This window comes from Geodermatophilus sp. CPCC 205761 (assembly GCF_051383655.1).
Taxonomy (GTDB): Bacteria; Actinomycetota; Actinomycetes; order Mycobacteriales; family Geodermatophilaceae; genus Geodermatophilus.
In genome coordinates, this window is the sequence record NZ_JALPKQ010000010.1 from 87,261 (window position 1) to 110,582 (window position 23,322).

18 protein-coding genes are annotated in these 23,322 nt (G+C 70.8%); 12 read left to right on the top strand and 6 right to left on the bottom strand.

Annotated elements, in window-relative coordinates; all coding sequences use genetic code 11:
* Positions 1–7: 7 nt before the first annotated feature.
* From MY526_RS08310 to MY526_RS08320, 3 genes are all read right to left on the bottom strand, one after another.
* Complete coding sequence (locus MY526_RS08310; protein ID WP_436703670.1) at positions 8–1,123, bottom strand: DNA cytosine methyltransferase; 1,116 nt, start codon at positions 1,121–1,123, stop codon at positions 8–10.
* Between the two features lie 61 nt (positions 1,124–1,184).
* On the bottom strand, positions 1,185–1,559 hold the full coding sequence (locus tag MY526_RS08315) for a very short patch repair endonuclease (RefSeq protein WP_436703671.1): 375 nt from the start codon (positions 1,557–1,559) through the stop codon (positions 1,185–1,187).
* 49 nt (positions 1,560–1,608) lie between these two features.
* Positions 1,609–2,694, bottom strand: coding sequence for a DNA cytosine methyltransferase (locus tag MY526_RS08320; RefSeq protein WP_436703672.1), 1,086 nt, complete (start codon positions 2,692–2,694; stop codon positions 1,609–1,611).
* 682 nt (positions 2,695–3,376) lie between these two features.
* Between MY526_RS08320 and MY526_RS08325 the strand changes: the two genes are divergently transcribed.
* The 5 genes from MY526_RS08325 to MY526_RS08345 are packed head-to-tail and all read left to right on the top strand — an operon-like array spanning position 3,377 to position 10,656.
* Complete coding sequence (locus MY526_RS08325; protein ID WP_436703673.1) at positions 3,377–6,088, top strand: Z1 domain-containing protein; 2,712 nt, start codon at positions 3,377–3,379, stop codon at positions 6,086–6,088.
* Positions 6,085–7,077, top strand: coding sequence for a PD-(D/E)XK motif protein (locus tag MY526_RS08330; RefSeq protein ID WP_436703674.1), 993 nt, complete (start codon positions 6,085–6,087; stop codon positions 7,075–7,077). Before MY526_RS08325 ends, MY526_RS08330 begins: the two co-directional genes overlap by 4 nt.
* Positions 7,074–8,981 carry a hypothetical protein gene (locus tag MY526_RS08335; RefSeq protein WP_436703675.1) on the top strand — a complete coding sequence of 636 codons (1,908 nt, stop codon included), beginning with the start codon at positions 7,074–7,076 and terminating at the stop codon, positions 8,979–8,981. The genes MY526_RS08330 and MY526_RS08335 overlap by 4 nt, the downstream gene beginning before the upstream one ends.
* A complete protein-coding gene (locus MY526_RS08340) occupies positions 8,978–9,871 on the top strand; it encodes a hypothetical protein (protein ID WP_436703676.1) in 894 nt (297 codons plus the stop codon). The genes MY526_RS08335 and MY526_RS08340 overlap by 4 nt, the downstream gene beginning before the upstream one ends.
* A complete protein-coding gene (locus MY526_RS08345; protein WP_436703677.1) occupies positions 9,868–10,656 on the top strand; it encodes a DUF6339 family protein in 789 nt (262 codons plus the stop codon). The genes MY526_RS08340 and MY526_RS08345 overlap by 4 nt, the downstream gene beginning before the upstream one ends.
* Positions 10,657–11,087: 431 nt before the next feature.
* On the opposite strand, the gene MY526_RS08350 is transcribed toward MY526_RS08345, so the two are convergent.
* On the bottom strand, positions 11,088–12,344 hold the full coding sequence (locus MY526_RS08350; RefSeq protein ID WP_436703678.1) for a hypothetical protein: 1,257 nt from the start codon (positions 12,342–12,344) through the stop codon (positions 11,088–11,090).
* Positions 12,345–12,826: 482 nt separating this feature from the next.
* On the opposite strand from MY526_RS08350, the gene MY526_RS08355 reads away from it, so the two are divergent.
* Complete coding sequence (locus MY526_RS08355; RefSeq protein WP_436703703.1) at positions 12,827–13,123, top strand: DNA/RNA helicase domain-containing protein; 297 nt, start codon at positions 12,827–12,829, stop codon at positions 13,121–13,123.
* A 106-nt stretch (positions 13,124–13,229) separates the two neighbouring features.
* Complete coding sequence (locus MY526_RS08360; RefSeq protein ID WP_436703679.1) at positions 13,230–13,358, top strand: hypothetical protein; 129 nt, start codon at positions 13,230–13,232, stop codon at positions 13,356–13,358.
* A gap of 10 nt (positions 13,359–13,368) precedes the next feature.
* On the opposite strand, the gene MY526_RS08365 is transcribed toward MY526_RS08360, so the two are convergent.
* Entirely contained in the window at positions 13,369–13,599 is a 231-nt protein-coding gene (locus MY526_RS08365; protein ID WP_436703680.1) for a hypothetical protein, read from the bottom strand.
* A 591-nt stretch (positions 13,600–14,190) separates the two neighbouring features.
* Positions 14,191–17,451 carry an SNF2-related protein gene (locus tag MY526_RS08370; RefSeq protein ID WP_436703681.1) on the bottom strand — a complete coding sequence of 1,087 codons (3,261 nt, stop codon included), beginning with the start codon at positions 17,449–17,451 and terminating at the stop codon, positions 14,191–14,193.
* Between the two features lie 104 nt (positions 17,452–17,555).
* On the opposite strand from MY526_RS08370, the gene MY526_RS08375 reads away from it, so the two are divergent.
* The 5 genes from MY526_RS08375 to MY526_RS08395 all read left to right on the top strand — a co-directional run bounded on the left by MY526_RS08375 (position 17,556) and on the right by MY526_RS08395 (position 23,281).
* The gene (locus MY526_RS08375; protein ID WP_436703682.1) at positions 17,556–18,647 is read left to right on the top strand and encodes a hypothetical protein; all 1,092 of its coding nucleotides are present in this window, start codon (positions 17,556–17,558) and stop codon (positions 18,645–18,647) included.
* A gap of 50 nt (positions 18,648–18,697) precedes the next feature.
* On the top strand, positions 18,698–20,224 hold the full coding sequence (locus MY526_RS08380) for an HNH endonuclease signature motif containing protein (RefSeq protein WP_436703683.1): 1,527 nt from the start codon (positions 18,698–18,700) through the stop codon (positions 20,222–20,224).
* Positions 20,225–20,385: 161 nt separating this feature from the next.
* Positions 20,386–21,723 carry an ABC1 kinase family protein gene (locus MY526_RS08385; RefSeq protein WP_436703684.1) on the top strand — a complete coding sequence of 446 codons (1,338 nt, stop codon included), beginning with the start codon at positions 20,386–20,388 and terminating at the stop codon, positions 21,721–21,723.
* Between the two features lie 104 nt (positions 21,724–21,827).
* Positions 21,828–22,457, top strand: a complete 630-nt coding sequence (locus MY526_RS08390; RefSeq protein WP_436691631.1) for an antibiotic biosynthesis monooxygenase — start codon at positions 21,828–21,830, stop codon at positions 22,455–22,457.
* Between the two features lie 317 nt (positions 22,458–22,774).
* Positions 22,775–23,281, top strand: coding sequence for a hypothetical protein (locus tag MY526_RS08395; protein ID WP_436703685.1), 507 nt, complete (start codon positions 22,775–22,777; stop codon positions 23,279–23,281).
* Positions 23,282–23,322: the final 41 nt, after the last annotated feature.

The window sequence follows — 23,322 nt, forward strand, 5'->3', positions numbered from 1 at the left end:
CGTCGCGTCAGGCCGAGAGCCGGGCGGCCACGACGTCTCCGACCGCTCGCGCCAGAGGTGGCGGGACGGCGTTGCCGATTTGCCGGGCGATCTCGGCCTTCGTCCCGCACCAGAGGTGACGGTCGTCGAATCCCTGAACCACCGCCGCCTCGGCGTGGGTGAGGGCGCGGTTGATCTGCACTCCTCCGTTCTCCCACTGCGGGTGGAGGAAACGACCCTTCTCGGGTCGGAAGAACTCCGTCCGCATGGTGACCGCGGGTTCGTCCCACTTGAGCCGGCCTAGAACGTCCCCGGCGCCCCTGGTGTGCCGTTCCCAGCAGGGGTACCGCAGTTCCTCCGGGAGATGGATTCTGCTCTGGCCCGGCGCAATGTGGGCATACCGGATCTGGGAGGTGAGGCTGTAGTCATGGGTCACGTGCAGGTCCCGGAGCTTGAACGCTCCTGGAATCTCGTGCCCCTGAAAGTCGATGTAGCTCTCCGGTAGCCAGTTCCTTTGCACCTCGGGCTCGAGGACGACCGGGCCCTCCAGGAACGCCTCCTTCAGGCCCACCCACGGGGCCCGACCCTCGACCGGTGTCTTGGCGTGGGTGGCCACGGGGTCAGCGACGGGGCCGACGCGTGAGCCGACGATGATGGTGCGGATCCGCTTCTGCGGCGTCCCGAAGTCGGCAGCGTTGAGCCGGAACACCTGCGTACGGAAGTCCGACAGTTCGCCGCCCTCATCTGCGGTCTGCCTGAGGAGTTGGAACTCCGGCGTCTTGGCGAAGCGGTCGACGTTCTCGAAGACGAACATCCGCGCACGGGACTCTCGAACGACGCGGACGAACTCTCGCCACAGTTGGTTGCGGACGTCCGAAGGGTCTCGCCTCCCCAGTGCGGAGAAGCCCTGACACGGCGGACCGCCGATCACGAGGTCGACCTCGGGGACGTCACTGTAGTCGGCTATGTCCCCGGCGAAGGTGTGGCGTCCATCCGCGTCGATGTTCGCTGCGTAGGTCGCAGCGGCGGCCAGATCGATCTCGACGGCCCCGACGCTCGTGAAGAGGCCCTGGTCGAGGAAGCCCCGGGTCATCCCCCCACAGCCCGCGAACAGGTCGAGCATCGTGAACCCGTCGCCCCGCACGGCCTCACGCTAGCCGGCGCGACCGAGAGTCACCGCCGGCGACGCGCCGCAATGGTCGACGTCACGTCGAAGCCTCCAGCGCAGCCAACACTCTGGCCAGCGCGTCCTCGGGTGACTCGTGTTCCCAAACCTCGACCACGGTCCACCCGAGGCCCTCGAGGTGCGCGCGTGTCTCTTCGTCCCGCGCCTTGTTCTTCTCGATCTTCTGCCGCCACCAGTCGGCGTTCGAGGCAGGCCAGCTCGCGTGAAGCGGGCAGCCGTGCCAGAAGCAGCCGTGGACGTTCACCGCGACGTGCGCCTTGGTGAAGGCGATGTCGAGCTTCCGTCTCGGCATGCCAGGGACCGGCCAGCCGACCCGATACCGCTTTCCCCATCTGTGCAGCAGACGTCGCAGCACCAACTCAGGACCCGTGTCGGCGCGCGCCTGCTTGCTCATCCGGGCCGCGACACCCGGTGAGCTGGCGCTGGGTCGTTCAGCCGTCCCGTCAGTCACGACCCGGCGGCTCGAGCAGCGAGGACAGATGGAGCGCAATCGCCTTTGCTAGACCGGGTGGCACAGCATTGCCGATCTGTCGCGCAATCTGCGTCCGCGTGCCTACGAATGAGAACTCATCGGGAAACGACTGCAGGCGGGCGGCCTCACGGTGCGTGATCGGGCGGTGCGCAACAGGATGGAGATAGCGCCCCTTCTCAGGCTTGTTGAACTCCGTTCTGATGGTGCCACTCGGCTTCTCCCACCACAAACGCCCCATGACGTCCGTCGTTCCGGTCGGCTTTTCCTTCCAACAACGAGGAGTGATATCCGGCGCCTCGCGCATCAGGTCGAACCGATTTCCGCCGTACGGTATCGTTTCGTAGCGTCGGAGCGACTTGGGATCGACTTTCTCTCGCACGAAGTGCAGATCCTGCCGTCCTCGCGCATCGACGCCCGGGGCCGTTCGCCCGGGCATCGACTCCAAGCCCTTGAACGCATCGGCCACGGTCCTGTAAGGGGTGAGACTCTCGGATTGAGGTCCGTGAGTCCTACGCGGCGGCCACGGAACGGGCGCATCACCTCGCACCGCCATGAAGATCCCCCGCCGCCTGTTTTGCGGGACACCGTAGTCTGCGGCGTTCAGAACGCCGAAGTTGTACCGGTACTTCGACAGCTCCGGATCGCCGACCATGAGCTCCAGGAGCGTCGCGAATTGTGCCGATTTCTGGAACTGAGGCACGTTTTCGATGACGAAGGCGCGCGGCTTCACCCGCCGCACTGCCCGAAGATACTGCTCCCACAGGGCGTTCAATTTGGCCCGCGCATCGGCGGCACGGTTCTTACCCAGCGGTGAGAATCCCTGACAGGGTGGGCCACCAAGGATGACGTCCGCATCCTCGAAGTCAGACAGGTCTTCGATGGGGCCGTCGTGCACCGGACACCCGAAGTTCTGCTTGAACGTTCGAGCGGCGGCGGGGTCGACTTCGACGGCCTGAACCGGCTTGAACCCGAGGCCTGCGAGCTCGAACCCAAGGCTCAGTCCACCCGCCCCTGCGAACAGATCGAGCGTGCGGATCTCATCGAGCGTGTCGCTCACCAGGCCCCCTTCGGTACGTCACCCGGAGCCTAGGTTGGAGGAGGGGTACGACAGCTCCGACCCGCCGGCCGGTCCACCGGTGACCAATGGCGGCACCGAACGGCGCGCGAAGCCTCACGCGGACGCCATTCGGCCAGGCCCAGCCTGGAGCAGGACCTCTCCTGGAGCCCGGGACAGTGCGGGCGCACACCGGTTCGCGCGCTTCGCCGTGAGGTCGGCGGCAGGCAGTCCGACGTCGCGATGCGTGTCGTACCGAGTCGGCAGGTCCAGCACGTCACCGGTACTCGTCACGGCCCAACCGTCGTGCAAGCGCGCCACGACCTCGGGCATGAGACACACGGGCACGGCCGCCGACTCGGGCAGCGCCGACGTCCAGGGCCGTGACCTTGGGAGTCGCCTTTGCGGACGAAGAAGAGCAGGGGGAGTAGTAGCGAGACAGCGAACGAGCCACGGGTTCCTTCGCGGCTACACGCGTAGCCCCGGCAGGTGATGTCCGTTTGGGAGGCCAAGGGTCCGTACGGCCCGAGGGTCCTGACTCAAGTCGATCCGCTCGGGTGTCGCTACGTGAAGCCTCGGACCGAACAGTGCCAGGCAGTGGTGGTGCTCGTGCCGGTAGACGCAGTCCCCACCGCCCGCCACCCGGGGCGTGAGCAACCGTGAGCGACGGAGTCACCTGGCACCGATGATGATCAACAGACGGTCAGCGTCACACGGACGTTCCTACCGGAGACGCAGTGTCATCGACTCCTGTCATTACCCTGCTTGTGCACGCTACGGAGGGAACCCGGTGACAGCCAGCACAGCGGAACAGGTCGACCAGCTCTACAAGGTCTTCCTGCAGTTCACGCAATCGATGACGCCGCACGACGCCGTCAAGAACCTCCAGCTGTTCGGGGCGGACGAGTCGATCATCCGTGCCGTCCGGGAGCGACACGATGCGGAAAGCCTCAAGATCCGCAACCTCGACGAACCGACGTCGGTGTTCCTGGACGGTCGACGGACCTGGTACACGGGCCCCGACATCGAGAACGACCGCAACTGGCCGGCCCTCGAGTCGTCGATGCGGCGCAAGGGGTTCGGCGATGAGAACGTCGCCTCGATCGACAAGTCCTCGACGAAGATCGTGGCGCTGCTCGACCACCCCAAGCAGGACAGCTTCCGCACCCGCGGGTTGGTCGTCGGCTTCGTCCAGTCGGGCAAGACCACGAACTTCACCGCGGTCATGGCCAAAGCAGCAGACCGTGGCTACAAGTTGTTCATCGTCCTCTCGGGCATCCACAACACACTCCGCCGGCAAACCCAGATCCGCCTCGTCAAGGACCTGGTCGAGGCCAATCCGGGGCAGTGGCACCAGGTCACGAGCGAAACCCATGACTTCGTGCCGCCGCCGAACCCCAAGGCCTTCTTCGCCTCCAGCGACCAGTGCCTCCTCCTAGTGGTGAAGAAGAACGCCGCCGTACTGCGCAAGCTGCGCACGTGGCTCGCGAAGGCGGGCGAGTACCTCGAGAACTGCCCCACGCTGATCATCGACGACGAGGCGGATCAGTCGACGGTGGCGACCACGAAGATCAATCCGCTCCTCTTCGACGTCCTCGACAAGTTCCCCAAGGTCGGCTATGTGGGCTACACAGCGACGCCGTTCGCCAATCTGCTGATCGACCCGTCCGTCGACGAGGACTTCTATCCCCGGGACTTCATCGTCAACCTCCCCCAACCGCAGGGGTACCACGGCACGGAGGTCCTGTTCGGACGAGATCTGCTCGACGGGGAGGACGCAGCCGACCTGCCGGGCGGTTTCGACATGGTCCGGACCGTCCCGGACGACGAGGTGGACGACCTCAAGCCGCGCAACAAGAAGGAGGCCGCCACCTTCCAGCCGGCGGTGACGCGCTCGCTGCAGGCAGCGGTGGAGTGGTTCTGGCTGGCCACCGCGGCTCGGCGGGCGCGTGGCGGTGGAAACCCGCATTCGACGATGCTGGTGCACACGACGACCGAGACCGCCGTGCACGAGGCGTTCAAGGAACCACTGCTCCACCTCCGCACCACGCTGATGCGCCGACTCGGTGAGGGAGATCAGAGAACGCTCGACCGTCTGCGCGCCACCTGGGACAGCGAAACCCAACTTGTGCGGGCAGCGGACTTCGGCGAGGAGAAGGTCCCGTTCGAGGTGGTGTCGCAGCACCTTCCGGCCGTCGTCCGTGAGACGAAGGTGGTGATCGACAACTACCGCAGCACGGACCGTCTGAACTACGAGTCCGGTCCGGTCACCGCCATCGCGGTCGGTGGAAACACCCTGTCGCGCGGGCTGACCCTCGAGGGCCTTGTGTCCAGCCTGTTCGTCCGAGCCGTGTCGGCCTACGACACGCTCCTGCAGATGGGTCGGTGGTTCGGCTACCGCAGCGGGTACGCCGACCTGCCGAGGATCTGGATGACCGAGGAACTCGCCGAGTGGTTCAGCCACCTCGCGACGGTCGAGGCCGACATGCGCCGGGACATCGACCGGTACATGCACAACCCGGCAGAGACGCCGTTGACCTTCGCGGTCCGGCTGCGCTCGCACCCGAAGATGAGCATCACCTCCAAGGCGAAGATGAAGTCCGCGGTCCTCGCCCACGCCGCCTACGGCGGGACGCTCGTGGAGACCCGCTTCTTCGACGTGACACCGGGCGGGAAGGCGGGCCTGGAGGCCAATGCCGCCGCTGCTCGGACCCTGATCTGCAACGCGGAACGACACGGCTTCCGGAACACCTCGCCGCGCTCCGAGACAGCCGTCTTCACACAGATCCCGCACGAGGACATCACCGCGTTCCTGAGCACGTACTCCTTCCACGAGCGCTCCGAGGACGGCGACCGCGGACGCCTCCTGGACTACATCGGCAAGCGGGTCCGGAATGGCGCGCTGAAGCACTGGAGCGTGGCCGTGGTGGGCAACTCGTCGCCCGCTGCCAGGACGGAGCGATGCGACCTCGGCGGCGGAGTGCAGGTGCGGATGGTGAAGCGCGCTCGACTCGGTCAGGAGTCAGAGGTCGTCTTCGACGGGGTCGCGGACATCAAGACGCTCAGCAGCCGGCGGGACGAGACGATCGATCTGGACATCTCCGGCAGGGACGTGGGCAACCGCGACGACATCCTCGGCCTGCGTGCTGAGCAGCGACCCGACCAGGGCCTGCTGCTCCTGTACCCGATCGAGCCGGAGTCGCGGACCGGGACACAGGGGCGCCGTCCGCTGAACGCACCGACCGACGACGTCGTGATGGGTGTCGCGCTCGTCTTCCCGCGTCCCCTGCCCGGGACTTCGGACTCGGATGTCGAGTACTGGAGCGCCGACTTGTCCGGTGTCGCCGTCGAGGAGGAGGACACCTCGGTGCTGGACTACGACGACGAGGCCGCGTGACGGTCGACGGCGAACAGCTCGATCGGCTCTGGTCGGCGGCGGCCGGACGGCCGATCGTCTCGGCGTTCCGGACAGCCGCCGTCGGGGTGGACACGGCACAAGGCCCGCTCCTCGCCGGTGTCGACACACAGGGCCGCCGACACCTGCTCGTCCCGATCGCCGGCCGCCACACGCTGCGGGAAGAACTGGACGGGAAGGCCGTCGTCCTCCGACGGCGTGCCCTCGAGGACGAACGGCGCTACCAGGAGTACGCCTCGCTCGAGCTCGTCGACGAGCGCCTGGACGTGCTCTTCACGGCTCTCTGCGTCGAGGTGTCGGAACGCGTCGCTGCCGAACCCGAGCGCGCCGTCGGGGCACTGCGCGAGGTACTCAAGGACTGGAAGGCCCTGCTCGCGGGGAACCGTGAGGTCCTCAGCTCGTCCGCTCTGGCAGGCCTCTTCGGTGAGCTCTACCTCCTGCGGTCGCTGCTTGAACAGGACCCGGGCGCCGTCGCCTTCTGGACCGGGCCCACCGGTTCCGCGCAGGACTTCCACCGCGGCCTCGATGCCGTCGAGGTCAAGACGACGACGTCGCCCGAGGGCAGGGTCGTCATCATCCACGGCGCGGATCAGCTCGACGTCACGGCGCCCGGTCGCCTGACCCTCCACTGGTCGCGGTTGCAGTCGGGCCAGGGGACCTCGGTGCCCGAGCTCGTGGAGGAGGTGCTTAGGCGAACGGACGACGCCGGCCGCTTCCGGGCGCTGCTGCGGAAAGTCGGCTACCACGAGACCGACAGCGAGCTGTACGGCCGTCAACGCTTCGAGGTGATCGAGCAGCGCACGTACGTGGTCGGTCCGGGCTTTCCCCGCATCGTTCCTGCGGGCCTGTCCGGGGACGCGGTCCTCGGCGGGGTCGGGCCGATCGACTACACGGTCGACCTCGACGCCGCGGCGGCGGAGGCTCGACGTACCGACCGCGACCCAGCGCACTTCCTGTCGAGGGACTCGTGACGACACCCCGTTGGTGGTCGCAACCCTTCCCACCGACCGGCGCGATCGCCTCCGAGGGCATCCGCAACCAGCTCGGCCGGCCACCGGTCGACCCGCTCACGGTATTCGTGAGGGAGACGGCGCAGAACTCGTGGGACGCCCGCCTGCCGGGCGTGGAGACGGTCTACCGCCTGGAGCTGACCACCGTTGCGCCGACCCACCGGCCGACCTGGGAGCGACTCCTCACCCCGCCCGCGGGCGCACAGGAACACCTGGGTGTAGGGCGCGCGGTACGGACGCCCAACCTGCGGCTGCTGTCGGTGGTCGACCGAGGGACGAAGGGACTCGGTGGCCCTACTCGGGCCGACCAGCTCGCTGCCGGGCGTCGCGACTGGATCTCCTTCGTGCTCAACGTCGGGGAGAAGCGGGACACGGCGATGGGGGGCGGCACCTACGGCTACGGCAAGGCCGTGCTGTACCGCCTGTCCCGTGTGGGGACGATCCTCGTCTACACCAGAACCCTGGACGATGAGACCGACGTCCTTTCCTCGCGGCTGATCGGCATCGCCCTGGGCAGCTCCTTCGACAGCCACGCGCGGGTCGACGGGGAGAGCAGGCCCTTCACCGGACGTCACTGGTGGGGCGACGTCCGTGACGACCACGTCGAGCCGCTGCTGGGAAGGGAGGCGGACGAGATCGCACGGGCCCTGGGGCTGACGCCCTTCGGCCCGGAGGAGTCGGGGACCACCCTCGTGGTCATCGACCCCGATCTGGACGACTTCGACGGCGTAGAGCAGGCCGCCCAGCACCTGGCCGAGACCATCGCGTGGCACCTGTGGCCGATCATGCTGCCCGAGCGAGACACCGAGCGCCTCCTCCCCGACGTCACCGCGGCCGGTCATTCGTTCCCCGTCCCGGACCCCGCCCGGCTCTACCCACTGCGGATGTTCGTCAACGCCTACCGCCGGCTGCCGACCGACTCTGCGACGACGCTGGAGAGCGGCAACCCGAAGAAGCGCCTGGGCCGCTTCGCCCTCGAACGGGCGGTCGTAGTCCCGATGTCCCCGAGTGAGATGTCCGCGGCGGCCAGTTATGCGGGCGTCGAGGGCGATCCGCACCACGTCTGCCTCATGCGTTCACCGGAACTCGTCGTCCGCTACCACGAGGGCCCCACCACGAGTTCCGTCCACAGCGTCTATGCGGGCGTCTTCCGAGCCGACGACGAGCTGGATGCCGTATACGCCGCCGCGGAGCCGCCCACCCACGACCACTGGGTCTACGAACAGCTGACCGGACACGCACGCACGTTCGTCAGGGTCACCTTCACGCGCCTCAGGGAGCAGCTGGCCGTCTTCCGCGCACCGGTACAGGGAGCGGTGTCGACCACGTCGCGCGCAGCCCTGGGTGCCGCCAGCAACTACCTGGGCGGACTGGTCGCTGCGGCGTTCGCCGGTTCCGACGGCAACGGGACGGGCCCGGGGATCACGAGCTGTCAGGGCGGTTCGGGGAGCAGGACCACCGGCCACCGGGACGGCGGGAGCGAGACGAGCGGATCCGACCGCACCGCCTCGGGTCCGTCGGCCAGAGCGCGGGTCACGGTGTTGAGCGAACCTCGCATCCAGGAGTCGGAAGGAGCGATCGTGCTGGTCGCGCGCTACGGCATCGCGGCAGAGGGCCCCGTCCGGTTGGAAGCGCGCCTGGCCATCGTGACCTGGGAGGGCCGCGAGGACGATCCTCCCGCGGGCGCCGCTCGGCCACGGGTTGTGCACTGGCGGACCGCGCAGAGCACGATCGCCGAGGACGCCTGCACCCTCGACGGACCTGCCGAGGTCGAACTCGTGGTGATCCCCGTGCCGGACACCGCGACCGACGTCAGCGTCGTCGCCACACCGCTGACGGACGTCAGCACTGCGAGTGCCCCGTGACGCGGGTCTTCCCGTTCCTGAGGCCACCGGACGACGTCGTCACGGCCGGCCCGTGGTCGCGTCTCACGCCCGACGGGAGCGAGCTCCTGCCGGACACGCTCGTCGACTGGGACTACAGCACCACGTTGTCCCTGCACCGGCCGGCGTCCGTGGACGGCCTCCGGCTCCGACAACTGAGCGGCCTGACCGAGGACTCGGAGGTCGACCTGAGCGTCCAGTGGTACGCGACCAGTTCTCTGCTGCGTGGTCTGGCATGGCGGACGCCACTGCCTGCCGACGACGGGTTCGACGTACCGATCGACTTCCAGCTGCCCGGGGACGACCTCGGCGGCACCCTGGAACTGATCACCAACATCATTCTGCGTACGCCCGGGCCCGGGCGGTCACGGGCAGCAGCGAGCAGGCCAGGAAGCGTGCTCTGGTCGGACCGACAGCGAGTGCTCCTCGAGGGTGACAACACCCTCTTTCCCATCGCGACCGCCGACTTCCACGACCTGCCCTACCCGACCGGCGCGGGGTGGTATCTGCACATCGATGAGGACCTCGACGGCGCGGCTCTCGGTTCGATCCTCCTACTGGTCAACGAGCGTCACGAGGTGGTCATGCGCGCCGTGGAGGCCGCCGGGTCACCGACGGAGGCGGACCGTCGGGTTCTCTCGGCTCTGCGGGCCGACGTCCTGAGGATGCTGGTGGAACGAGCGCTCACCGACGAGGACCTCGAGGAGGAGAACGACTACGAGGTCGGCTCGCTCGGCGCGCTGCTCACCAAGGTCGTGCGGAACGCCTTCCCCGCGTTCTCCATGGAGGCGCTGCGCCGGGAGCGACAGTCGGCACCTGCGCTCTTCGGCAGCCGACTGCAGGAGACGTCCCAGCTCTTGGCGGGCCCGTGAGCGTCCTCTATCCCCGCCTGCTCGGCGATGCCGCTCGTGAGCTGCATCAGGAATGCCTCCAGGCATCGGTGACGGAGCTCAGCGGCAGGCACGCTTTGCGTCATCCGTCGGCGGTGTTCGCCGCGACGGGAGGTCGGCGCGTCTCCCCCGAGGAGCTGGATCGCCTTCGCAACGACGTCCTCGAGGTTGCCGCACGAGCGGGCTTCCCCGAGGGAGTTCGCCGACAGGACCGCGTCACCTTCGACCTGGAGATCGCCCAACTCCTGCACGAGCGGTGTGGGTTGGTCGCGGGCGAAGCTGCCGTGAGGCCGATCTGGGCCTTCCTGGCGCTCGTCCTGCTGCCCGATGTCTCTTACTGGAGATACCCGCGTCCCCCTGGGGACCGTGTCCTCGGCACCGACATCACTCGTCACGTCTGGGGCCGGCTGTGGTGGCGCGCGCACTTGTTGGCCGTCCCTCAGCAGTACAGGCGATACCGCCTGCTCGACACCTTCGGCGAGGCCGCGTTCGACCAGATCTTCGCGCGCCGGCGGTCCATCGGAGGCAGCCGCGCACTGGTCCGGATGATCGCCGAAGTCTGGCCCTCGGTCGATCGCGGCGGAGTCCCCGAGCGTGAGGTTCTCGTCGACGTCCTGAAGCGCCTCTCCCGCCTAGGAGCTGTTGTCGACTTCGAGTCCCTCGACTTCGACGAGCTGCGGAGCCAGGTCATGGGGGCTGTGGCCGAGTCCGCCGGCCTGCTCCGCGCCCAGCTGTCGGCCATCGGACCGCGGCACGCCGGCGTTTAGACGACGCACAGATACGACGTACCTGAGCGCACTCCTCGTACTCGGTGTCGCACGCCTGGAGCCGGCCGCGCGCGGTCACTGCGAACCGAATGCCCTGTATGAGGCCCGCGCCGACCTGGCCGACGAGGCGACCGATGACGGCGCCGACGACCGGAATGGGGGCGACAGCTTGCGCAATCGCCGCGGACACCCAGCCGACGTCCGACAGCGGGTTACCAGTCCGACGCGCGTGAGCTCAACTGCGAGCGCGCCAGTCGCCGCGGACCCCTACGAGAGGACGGACCGCTTTCCCGCGTCACCAGCAGGTCAATGCACCCAATGACACCCGGCGTTGTGCTGCCTTCCGGCCCCCGGGATCGCGGACGACTCCGACACAAATCGGCGAGGTCGGACCCGCACAGCGGAAGCGTCACCCGGACGGGCGACGTTGCTTACTCCACCCCCTGCGCGGGCTCCTCGTCGATCCCGCGCCAACGGAGCGCGCGCCCAGCGATCCCGCTGGAGAGCCTGCCCGTCACTGACTTGGCCCGGCCGAAGGTCTCGTTCCCGAGGCGCCTGGAGGCGTCGACGCCCTCGGCGCCGGTCTCCAGCACCTTGTCCCTGAACTCCGTGGCGGCGGCCGTCCAGGCCTTTGCCTCTACCGACTGTTCACCGGACTCGATCCCCAGCCGCCCGTGGAAGTCGGTGACGGCGCTCGCGACTTGTCCCCTCGACCGCACGACAGCCGGAGACTGGATCGGGTTCAGCAGCACCTTCGCGTTGGCCATGCCCGCAGCCGCATCCATGCGGGCCAGGAGTCGCTCGGTGGTCTGCGAGATCGTGTCCAGCCGCTTCTGCCGCACGGCCCTCAACCCGAGGCGATGCCCGTCGAGATCGTCGGGAGCCACGTCCAGCACCCGGTCGAGTTCGAGCACGGCGATCGCGTCCAGCAAATGGAAGCAGCGAGCCAGGACGGCAAGCCAATCCTGAGCCTTGGACTCTGCTTCCTTGGCCGTCTCGGCGAGATCACCGATCCTCGTCGTGCGCTCCAGCTTCCCCGCCAGCGCGTCGAGTTGGCGCAACGCGTATGCCTGGGTGCGCGCGATCGTCGCCGACGACCCCTGCACCTTCGACCACGTGACCTCGTTGACCCGGCCCCCGTGCTCGCGCAGGGTCATGGCCTCGTCGATGTCGAAGCCCACGCCGATCATGTCCGCCAGGACGGCGTCCTCCTGGGCGCGGAGCACGTCATCGAGCTTGGCGTCGATCGTGGCGAGATAGTCGGTGATCTCGTCCATGGTCTGCTGCATCGCGAGCTGCGCCATGAGCCCGGCCGCACCGGCCAGGACCGCCGGATTGGTCAGGGCTCCGCCCGGCGTCGTCTTCACGATCTCCAGGATGTGCTTGGTCTTGCCGTCCTTCATCGCGATGGCGCGGTTGACACCCGCCTCCGAGCCCTTCATCAAAGGGCTGTTCCTCATCGCAGCCGCGGACTTCTCGGTCAACTTCACCCAACGTCCTGCCTGGGCGGCCAGCTCCGAACCCGCCTGTGCTGCTGCAGCCGCGGTCCTGAGGACGGGTCCGAGCCGTTCCAGTCCCAGATCCCTCGACGGCAGCCCCTCAGCGGCGAGGAAGCGATCGATGGCGGTCGGATTCCCGATGACCGCCAGGCCATCGCCGTCACTGATCAGCTGAATGTCGGCATCCACCGTGGGCTCCTCGAACGCAGGTAGGGAACGCCCTGCGAAGGAGGCAGACGAGTCGGGCTCTTCACAGACGCCGGCCAGGCACTCACTGGCGGCTTGCGCGCGTTGCGATGCATCCTGCCCGAGCGGACCGCCGCTGTGACGCAACCTGCGCTGAGAAGCCTTCGGACTGGACGCACGTGCCTCATTGGTCCCGAGCGCCGCTGCTGTGTCGACTCGCAAGGGAGGATGGCGGCGGCACCCAGTACCGCAGTGGCGGCAGCGGTGGGTACGTCGCCTCCGGGGAACGGCTGCTCGGACTCGCGCCGGGCGGACCGGAGCGGTGGGCGGCAACGACCGCTTTGAGGTTTGGCCGGCGCCGTCGCCGTCGGCCATGAGCAGGCGCTGGCCGAGTCCGCGGCTCACGAGAACGCCCGGATGGCCGCCGGCGACTGCTGGACCCGGAGCGACCCCGACCGGACGGCTCGCTCGTCCCCGACGGACGAATCGGCGACTGGTCACGCCACTGGAACCTCAAGGGCGACCGGTCGTTCGGCGACGCCCCGCCGGCGGCGTTGTGGGCCTCCGACGAGCGCGGCTTCGGCCAGGTCGGCTGCGTCTACACCGCCCAGGGCTTCGAGTCCGAGTGGAACGGCGTGCTGCTCGGCCCGGACCTCGTGTGGCGGACCGACCGATGGGTCGCCGTCCGCAGCGCCAACGGCGACCCCGACTTCCGGAACACCCAGCGGGTCTCGGACACCGACTTCGATCTGCGGTCCGCAACGTCTACAAGGTGCTGCTGACCCATGGCCTGCGCGGGGTCTACCTCCACTCGACCGACGCCGAGACACAGGCGATTCCTGGAGACGCTCGTCCACTGACGACGCCAAGGCATCAACGTCCCAACCTGTGCTTCCAGCGAGGGTCAAGCAGACCGGCGTCGAGGGTCCGCCTTCCGACCAGGAGCCCTCGGACGACGACCGCTCCACGATGCCCAACGACGTCGCCGACCTGATCGCCGCAAAGGGCACCGCCTGAGGCGGCTTGCTCAGCTGCCGGTGAGCGCCACCGGGACGCCGGGCCAGCTGGGTCCCGGCCGGAACGCTCCGCGGCGGGACGGCGCCGGAGCAGCCACCGGGGCGCGGACCGGGACCACCCGCAGTGAGGCACCCAGTCCGGGCACCGGCACGCGGGGAGGGAGGTTGTCCCGGCACCACCGCTCGCAGTCGGCCATCAGGTTGCCGGTGGAGATGGCGCCGAACGCCCCGCTGGATGGCATGCCGGACAACAGTGCAGGCTCCCTGGATTTCGGACGACGGTCACGAGGCCCTCGCCACCAACGCGACAGGCGTTCGTCCAGGCGCGGGAGCACCGGCCGATGCACGACCGGTAGCTATGCCGAGAGCGCCGAGGGACGGGGGGAAGGACGCTGGTCCAACCCTAGGCCAGCGGCGCCCCCAGCCCGGGCAGCTCGAACCCCGGCGCGCCTCGGCGCATCACGGTCGGACCGAGCCGACGCGAGGTGTCCACGGCACCCACTGAGGACGCCGTCGACTCCTGAAGCCCCGGTGACCAGTGCCTGAACCCGTCGGCTGCGTGAGCGAGGACCTGCAGATCCTCGCCGGCGGCACGGGCGAGCTCGGGCCGATCAAGTGAGCCGAGGCGTCCTGGAAACGAGCGATTCATCGCCCGTGAGGACCGTGGGCTCACGTCTCGCGGATGCCCGACGATGCTGCCGTCTCCTGCTCACGACCTGGCGCGCCGAGGGTCGCCAGGTCATCGACACCCGCACCTAATCGCGTCGCCCACCGGGTGCCGCCGGCGCGGGCATCGAGGCAGCCATCAACCATCGTGCCGGCCGGCCCGACACTCAGGTAAACAGGCCGCGGATGTCGTCGGCGGTCAACGGGCCCGCCGGCGCGCCGTCGTCGTCCATCACGCGGGCGAACAGGTCCCGCTTGCGCTCCTGCAACGCCATGACCTTCTCCTCGATGGTCCCCGCGGCCACCAGCCGGTACACCATCACCGTCTTGTCCTGGCCGATCCGGTGCGTCCGGTCGACCGCCTGTGCCTCCACCGCCGGGTTCCACCAGGGGTCCAGCACGAACACGTAGTCGGCCTCGGTCAGGTTCAGCCCGAACCCGCCCGCCTTCAGGCTGATCAGGAAGACCGGGGCGCGGCCGGAACGAAACCCGTCGATCACCCGCTGCCGGTCCCGCGTGCTCCCGTCGAGGTACTCGTAGGGCAGGCCGACGGCGTCCAGTTGCGCGCGCACCGTCCCCAGGAACCCGGTGAACGAGCTGAACACCAGCGCGCGATGCCCCTCGGCGACCACCTCCTGCAGGTGCTCCAGGAACGCGTCGGCCTTGCTCGACCGGATGCCGGCGTGGGCCTCGTCGACCAGCGACGCGTCGAGCGCCAGCTGCCGCAGCAGCGTCAGTGACCGGAAGATGGTGAACCGGTTGCGCTGCAGGTCGTCGACGAGGCCGAGCACCTTGCGGCGCTCCCGCTGCAGGTGCGTGTCGTACACCTTGCGGTGCTTCGGGTTGAGCACCACCTCGAGCACCTGCTCCTGCTTGGGCGGCAGCTCGGCGGCGACCTGCTCCTTGGTCCGGCGGCGCATCAGCGGCCGGATCCGGCGGCGCAGCGCATCCAGCACCTGCGGATCGCTCCCCCGCTCGATCGGCGTCCGGTAGTGCTCGGTGAACCGCTGTGGACTCGGGAAGAGCCCGGGCGCCACGATCGACAGCATCGACCACAGGTCCATCAGGTTGTTCTCGACCGGCGTCCCGGTGATCGCCAGCTTGAAGCGGGCCGGCAGCCGCCGCGCGGCGGCGTACGTCTTCGCCTGGTGGTTCTTCACGAACTGCGCCTCGTCGAGCACCAGCCCGCTCCACGGCAGCTCGCGGTAGTCCGCCTCGCCGAGGCGCAGCAGCGTGTAGGAGGTGACGACCAGGTCGGCGCCGTCGACCATCTCGGCGAGTGACATGCCGAGCTTGCGACCGGTGGCCTCGATGGTGCGGACGACGAGGCCGGGCGCGAACCGGGCCGCCTCGCGCACCCAGTTCGACACCACGCTGGTCGGGGCCACCACGAGCACCGGCGCGGTCAGCTCACCGGCCTCCTTCGCCCGGCACACCAGCGCCAGGGCCTGCACGGTCTTGCCCAGCCCCATGTCGTCGGCCAGCACGCCACCGAGCCCGGCGTCCCACAGCACCGACAGCCACTGGTAGCCCTGCAGCTGGTACGGCCGCAGCTGCGCGGCCAGCCCCGCGGGCGGCGCCGGCGGCGGGGTGTCGTCGACGTCGAGCAGCGCCCGGACGTCCCGCGCCCACCGCTCGCTCTGCTCGGCCACCACCCCGAGCTCCACGAGCTCGTCCCACAGCCCGGCCTGGTACCGGCTGATCCGCAGGCCCGGCCGCTCGGCGTCCTGCAGCGCCCGCGCCTCGTCGATGAGGGAACGCAGGCGGTCGAACTCGGGACGGCGGATGTCGAACCACGTCCCGCTGGGCAGCACCAGGTGCGAGTCGCCGTCGGCCAGCGCGGTGAACAGCATCGTGAACGGGATGTCCTCGCCGTCCACCGTGACCGTGACGCCGAGGTCGAACCAGTCCGCGTCCGGACCGTCCGTGGCCGACACGTGCACGACCGGGGCCGCCTCGGTGTGCCGGTAGTCGGCAGGCTCCCCGGTCACCTCCACCAGCACGCCGGCGTCCGCCAGCCGGGGCAGCACCTCGGTCGTGAGGACGACGGTGTCCATGCCGGCCAGCTCCGCCGTCGGCGCCGGCCGCCGCTCCGGACCCTCCAGCCAGAGCCCGGGCAGCCGGTCCGTCGGCAGCGGCAGGGACCGCACCAGCCGCTCCTCGGCGGCGACGTCGCGCCCCGGATCCGGGGCGGCACCTTCCAGTGGGAGCCGCCGCACCTCCTCGCCCGTGCGGTACTGCACCGACCAGGTCAGCCGCACCCGGTGGCTCCCGGTGTGATCGACCTGGAGGCACAGCTGCGGGGGCAGCACCTCCGGCAGCTCCACCGACCCGTCGGACGAGCGGACCGGCAGCGCGCGGTGCAGAGCGGGATAGAACCCGGACAGGAAGCGGCCGCGGTCGGTCGCGGGCACGCGCAGGGACCCGGCGGCGAGCAGCTTCGCCGCGCGCCGCGGAACCGGCTGCACGGGCACCAGCAGGAGGCCCCTCTCCGGCACGAGGTCCGGGGGCAGTCCCGGATCGCCGGAGAGCAGGACGGCGCCGTGCGGCGGGTTGCCGAGCAGCCGCACCGCCTGGGCTGCAAGGCAGACGCCGGAGCCCAGGTCGACCACCGGCTCGATGCGCAGGTCGGCGTTCCCGCGCAGGTCCACGGCCAGCGACGCCGACGTCCCGGCCACCCGGACGGGACCGCCACGGGCGGTCACGAGGGTCACCCCCTCGTCCACCACCTGCTGCAGGGCCGGCCACAGCGCGGGGCCGAACTCCTCGAGCCGCACCGGCTCGTCCCCGTAGCCGTAGCCGTAGTACCCAGGTCTGTCGTCGTCGGCCGCCCGGTGGGCCCGGTACAGCGCGCGCAGCGCGGCGGCGTGCGCGGGATCGCGCTGCGCATAGTAGTCGTACTGCAGGACCCGCCAGGACACCCCCGTGCGGTTCCAGCGTCCCTTGGCGCCCGGTACGACCGGGCGCAGGCGGACGGACGTGCGGGAGACGGCGGCCGGCGCTGCCTCCACGTCGAACTGCAGGCCGAGCGGGGTGCCCGCCCGCTGCCCGGACGGCGCGGTGGGCCGGACCAGCTCGGCGAGCGCCGTCTCCCAGTCCGGGCCGTTCTCGGCGTCTGGCGTTGGCGAGCCGTCCAGCCAGTCCCGGCCGGCGATGAGCACGGCGGCGACGTGCTTGCAGTCCGCACCGACCGGGCAGCTGCACTCGCCCCACCAGCGAGCGCCCACAGCGTGGAAGGCGACGACGGTCTCGTACCAGCGTCCTCCGCTGCCGACCACGGTGGCGTCGAACTCGCCGAGCTCGCCGGAGTAGGAGAGCTCGGCGACCCGGCCCTCGCTCGCGTAGACCGCGCCGCGCTGGAACGCACCGGAGCTCACCGAACGGCGGATGACGGAGTCGGTGAGCCTCGGCCGCAGCTCCTCCAGCACGCGCCGAGGCTATCCGCGGTCAGGGCTGCGGGGACCCTTTGTCCACAGCCGTCCGGGCGCCGTTCGCGTATCGCGTCGGCGGGCCGCAGTAGCGTCCGCCGTCGATGCCGAAGAGCAAGAAGCGAGCGAAGTCCCGCCGTCCGCAGGAGCGCCGGACGCCGCCCGAGACCGACCTGATGGCCGCCCTGCGCGACGGCGTCGACTCCCCCACTCCCGGTCCGCTGCTGGGCGCCGTCGGCCTGGTGCTGTCCGTGGCCGCCGAGGACGACGACCCGGGGGCCACGCTCGACGACCTCGTCCGCACCTTCTCCGCTGCCGACCGGGTCGAGACGTCGGCCGCCCTGCTCGCGATCGCCACCCTCACCGTCGACGCCGAGCTGCGCCGGCGGGTACGCCGCGAGATCGCCGACCGCGGGCACGTGCTCCCCCGCTGGCTCGCCGAGCTCGACCGCAGCGAACCGGTCGACCGGGCGGTCGAGGTCAGCACGGTGTTCCGGGACGCCGACGAGCTGCTCGTGGGCGTCACCGTGCCCGGCGGCCATCCCCTCACCGCCGTCGTCCGCATCGACAACGAGCTCGGCGCCGTCGCGACCGACGGGTACGTCGTGGAGTCGCCGATCGCGGCGGTGGTCGAGCTGCTGGTCGAGGACGACGACCCGGACGTGCGCGTGCACGACATCTCCGCCGCGGACGCGCGCGCCCGCATCACCGCGGCCCTCGCCGAGCTCGACCTCGGCCCCGGGCGGGTCGCGTCCGAGAGGTTGGCCGAGTCCCGCCCGCTGGTCGAGTGGATGCTGTCGCTCCTGCCCGAGGGCGGCCAGGAGTCCGTGCTGCCGGACCTGTCGGCGGACGAGCTGGACGAGGTCGCCGAGAGCTTCCTCGCCGGTCCGTGGGGTTCCTCGTGGTCGGACGACGACCTGCGGCCGCTCGTCGACGAGGTGCTGGCCGCCGGCAGCGCCAACGGCAACGGGGACCCGCTCGTCTGGAGTCCGTGGAACGTCGGCCGGGTCCTCGGTCCGGAGCTCTGGCAGCTCGACCGCCTGACGCCGCACCTCGACCGCGCGCCGGACCTGCTCCGCGATCTGATCCGCCACGGGCACGCTGCTCGCGGTCTCCGACCAGGACTCACGGACGACGCGCTGGCGGCGGTCGACGCGTCCGCCCCTGCCTTCCTCATGGCCGTGCGGTCGCAGTAGCTGCTCGCTGAGCTGCGGGAATTGTCAGAGCCCGTGGCTAGCGTGCAGCCATGGAGGACGGAGGGGTGCCGCGGCCGCCGGAGGACGGCGTGCCGTTGCCCGTCCTGCCCGCGGAGGTGGTGTCGCCACTGGTGGCCGAGCTGGAGCTGGTCTGCGACATCTGGTCGGCCGACGCCTGCATGGCCCGCGAGCACGCCCGGCAGGCCGCGACCATCGCCGAGCTGGCCCGCCGGCGCTCGGTCGAGCGCGACGCCGCCTTCGGCCCCCGGGGCGGGCCGGGGCCGGACTCCCGGGCGATGCGTCCGGCCGCGCTCGCCGACGTGTCCGACGACTTCGTGTCCGAGCTCGCGCTCATCCGGCACTGCTCCGAGGCCGAGGCCGGCCGGCTCGCGGCCGAGTCGCTGCTTCTCACCACCAAGCTGGCCCCGACCTGGTCGGAGCTGTACGCCGGACGGCTGACGGTCCGCAAGGCGCGCATCCTGCTCGACCTGCTCGGCGACGCCGACGACGAGGTCGCCGCCGGAGTCCAGGCGCGGGTGCTCCCGGGTGCCGAGGCATGCCCGCCCGGCCGGCTGGCCGACCGGGCCCGCTACCACCTGTACCGGCTGGACGCCGACGCCAAGGAGCGGCGCCGGAGGGAAGCCGAGCGCCGGGCCGACGTGCACGTCGAGCGCACCGCCGATGACCTGGGCCGGCTGGTGATCGAGGGGCCGCTCCCTGCCGTGCACGCCGCTCGCGACGCGGTCGACCAGTACGCGCGGTGGATGCGCGCCGACGGCGACGACCGGCCGATGGGCGTGCTGCGCTCCGCCGCGGCGCTGGATCTCATCCTGCGTCCGTGGGACACCAGCCGCCCACCGGTCACCGCGCAGCTGCACATCCACGCAGGGGTCTCCTCGCTGCGGCCCGATGCGCCGGCCGGCGCGGCCCCGGCGGAGCTGGACGGGCAGCTGATCTCCGCCGCCCAGTGCCGCGAACTGCTCGCCTCGCTGGACATGCTCAACCTCGGGTCGGCTCCGACAGGCGGGGCGGTCCACGTCGCGATCGACGACCCGACCACCGGCGAGACCCTCGCCGTCGCCAGCCGCGCCGAGCTCCGCCGCGCCGCCGGACTGGGCCGCCGCCTCCGCCGCCGGAACCGGAGGGGGCACCCGGCCGAGGACACCGGACTGAACGGCGGCGCAGGGGACGACGGGCCCGGTGTGCGGCCTCCGCCGCCGACCCGCGGCTACCGGCCCACCGCCGCGCAACGCCGCCTCGTCACCGCCCGCGACCGGCACTGCCGCATGCCCGGCTGCCGACGCAGGCCCGGCCGCCACGACCTCGACCACGGGCGGGCGTTCGCCGCCGGCGGGCCGACCGCCTGCTGGAACCTCTGCTGCCTCTGCCGGCGGCACCACCGGATCAAGACGTTCGCCCGCGGCTGGTCGTTCACCCTGCTCCCCGACGGCCGGCTGATCGTCCGCACGCCGTCGGGCGTCTCCCGACACACCCGCCCGCCAGGCTGGTACCACGATCCCGAGCCCGATCCGCCCTGGCTCGACGACCTCGCGCCGCCCGATCCGCTGCGCATGTGAGGGGCTGGTCCGCGGTCCCCCGTCCGCCCGTCCGCCGGGACGAGCACTCCCGTCGACGTGTCGGCACGCGCGTGTTCCGGCGTCCGAGCGCCCCCCTCCGGTGGTCGGGGCCGACGGCGGTGGCCGGACGAGCAGCCCGCCGGCGGGGTTACGGTCGTGCGGTGGGGTCCGCCGAGGACAGCACGCCGACACAGGGCCGCCTTGCCCGGACGGCCCGGCTCGCCGCGCTCCCGGCCGCCTATGCCGGACGCACCGCCTTCGGGATCGGGAAGCGGATCGGCGGCCGCCCCGCCGAGGCCGTTGCCGCGCAGGTGCAGCAGCGCACCGCCGAGCAGCTGTTCGCCACTCTCGGCCACCTCAAGGGCGGCGCCATGAAGGTCGGCCAGGCGCTGTCGGCGATGGAGTCCGCGCTGCCCGAGCAGCTGGCCGGCCCCTACCGCGAGACGCTGACCCGGCTGCAGGAGGCGGCGCCGGCCATGCCGACCGCGCGGGTCCACGAGCAGCTCGCGAGGTCCCTCAGCACGGACTGGCGGCAGGGGTTCCGCGACTTCGACGACCGGCCCGTCGCGGCGGCCAGCATCGGGCAGGTGCACCGCGCCACCTGGGCCGACGGCACGCCGGTGGCCGTGAAGGTCCAGTACCCGGGCGCCGCCGAGGCTCTCGTCGCCGACCTCGGCACGCTGCAGGTGCTGTCACCGGTCATGAAGGCGGCCGCGCCGCACGTCGACGTCCGGGAGCTGTTCTCCGAGCTGCGCGAACGCCTCACCGAGGAGGCCGACTACTCGAGGGAAGCCGCGGCGCAGCAGGCCTTCGCCGACGCCTACCGCGGCGACCCGGACATCGCCGTCCCCGACGTACTCGACGTCCAGGGCCAGGTGCTGGTCACCGAGTGGGTCGGCGGCACTCCCCTGTCCCGGGTCATCGCCGACGGCACCCAGGACGACCGGGACCGCGCCGGTCAGCTCCTCGTGCGCCTCCTCGCCTCCGGCCCGGTCCGCGCCCACCGCGTGCACGGCGACCCGCACCCCGGCAACTTCCGCCTCCTCCCGGACAGGAGGCTCGCCGTCCTCGACTTCGGCTCCACCCAGGCCATGCCGCGCGGCTGGCCCGACCGGCTCGGTCCGCTGCTCGCCGCCGGCCGGGACGGCGACGCCGCGACACTCCACCGCATCGCCACGTCCGCGCACCTCGTCCAGCCCGACAAGGTCACCGACACGGCGCTGCTCGACCTGCTCGACCCCTACTTCGAGCCGCTGCGCGCCACGGAATACCGGTTCACCCGCCGCTGGATGCAGGAGCAGACCCGCCGCGCCTCCGACCCCCTCAGCACAGCCGCCCGCACCCAGCGCCGGCTGACCATCCCGCCGCACTACCTGCTGCTGCAGCGAGTCGCCGCCGAGCTGGTCGGCGTCCTGTGCTCGCTCGGCGCCACCGTGGCCGTGGACGACGAGGTCCGGCGCTGGCTGCCCGGCTACGACGCCGCCGGGACGCCGGCGTGAGGAGCGGGACGTTCGGCACCGTTGTCCACCGCTGCCAGGGAGGACGCTCGGCCCGAGCGGCGATGCCGCAGGGGTGTCGTCGCCGGCACGAGAGGAGCCGGGAGATGTACGCCCGTTCCACCACCCTGATGACCAACCCCGGCTCGATGGACGAGGCCATCGCCTACATGGGCGACGAGGTCTGGCCGGCGATGCGTGACATGGACGGCTGCGTCGGCCTGTCGATGATGTGCGACCGCGAGAGCGGCCGCTACATCGCCACCTCGGCCTGGGAAGACCTGCAGGCCATGCGCGCGAGCGACGAGCACGTCCGCCCCATGCGAGAGCAGATGGTCGAGCGCTTCGGGATCGGCGCCGGGGAGCCGGAGGTCCAGGAGTGGGAGATCGCCGTCCTGCACCGCGAGCACCCCACCGGCGACGGCGCCTGTTGCCGGGTCACCTGGGTCCGCAGCGACCCCTGGAGGGTCGACCACGTGCTGGACACCTACCGCACCGGCCTCATGCCACGGCTCCAGGCGATGCCCGGCTTCTGCAGCCTCAGCCTGCTCGTCGACCGCGACAGCGGCCGCGGCGTCGGCACGGTCGTGTTCGAGAGCCGCTCGGCCATGGAGCAGACCCGCGACGAGGCGCGCAAGACGCGGCAGCAGGCCGTGGAGACCATGGGAGTCGACATCGTGGACGTCGCGGAGATGGAACTCGTCCTCGCCCACCTCCGGGTGCCCGAGACCGTCTGAACTCGCCGCACTCGGGCGCCTCGGGCGCCCTGGTCGGACGGCACCCCGGTGGCCGTGACGGTCCAGCACCGGCTGAGGAGCGGCGCACGTCCAGAGGGGTCACTCGTTCTCGGCCACCCGCGACTGTGGGTCACGGCGCAACCGGAGGCTGACGCACGGTCAGCGGCGCCGTTGACGGGGCCGTTCGGCCGCGAGGAACCTCCGGCTCACCGCGTCCGCGCACGCGGCGCACCGGGCACCTCGAGATCGTCGAATGCTGAGTCCCGACGATGGACGTCGTGCCAGTCCCCCGCCCGCGTGTCCGCTCGGAGGCAACGATGTCCGCAGGTTCGCCCCGCCCTGTCGCGGCTCTGGCCCGCACCGCCCTCGTGCTGTGCGTCGTCGTCGCGACGGCGGCGCTCGCCGCACCGTCCGCTCTCGCCGCACCGCCCATCCCCGTACGTCCCGCTCCCGCCCAGGTCGACCCCGTCGAGGTGACTCTCGACTCGGCCGAGATCGGCAGCGAACCCGGGACCGTGGTGCTCACGGGCACGGTGACCTGCAACGTGCCGGTCGACGCGGTGGTCTTCGGCGACGTCGCGCAGGTACAGGGCCTGGACATCGCGCGCGACTTCTTCGGCGTCCCCGCGCCGTGCTCCAGCACGCCGACGGCCTGGACGGCGACCTCCTTCGGGGCGCTGCGGGTGTTCCTGCCACTACCGACGTACATCGAGGTCAACGCCCAGTACTGCGTCGGGGAGCTCTGCTACACCGCCACGGTCACCGAGACGGTCACGCTCTCCACGGTCACGCCCACGCCCACCGACGCCGGCACGAGCGCCTGACGGCAGACCTCGGTCTTTCCAGCGACACGGCGCGGGGACGG

Bases quoted from the DNA above. Each gene is read 5' to 3' on its own strand.
- MY526_RS08315 (WP_436703671.1), bottom strand. From the start codon at position 1,559: ATGAGCAAGCAGGCGCGCGCCGACACGGGTCCTGAGTTGGTGCTGCGA.
- MY526_RS08325 (WP_436703673.1), top strand. From the start codon at position 3,377: ATGATGATCAACAGACGGTCAGCGTCACACGGACGTTCCTACCGGAGA.
- MY526_RS08365 (WP_436703680.1), bottom strand. From the start codon at position 13,599: ATGCCATCCAGCGGGGCGTTCGGCGCCATCTCCACCGGCAACCTGATG.
- MY526_RS08375 (WP_436703682.1), top strand. From the start codon at position 17,556: ATGCCGAAGAGCAAGAAGCGAGCGAAGTCCCGCCGTCCGCAGGAGCGC.
- MY526_RS08380 (WP_436703683.1), top strand. From the start codon at position 18,698: ATGGAGGACGGAGGGGTGCCGCGGCCGCCGGAGGACGGCGTGCCGTTG.
- MY526_RS08390 (WP_436691631.1), top strand. From the start codon at position 21,828: ATGTACGCCCGTTCCACCACCCTGATGACCAACCCCGGCTCGATGGAC.
- MY526_RS08395 (WP_436703685.1), top strand. From the start codon at position 22,775: ATGTCCGCAGGTTCGCCCCGCCCTGTCGCGGCTCTGGCCCGCACCGCC.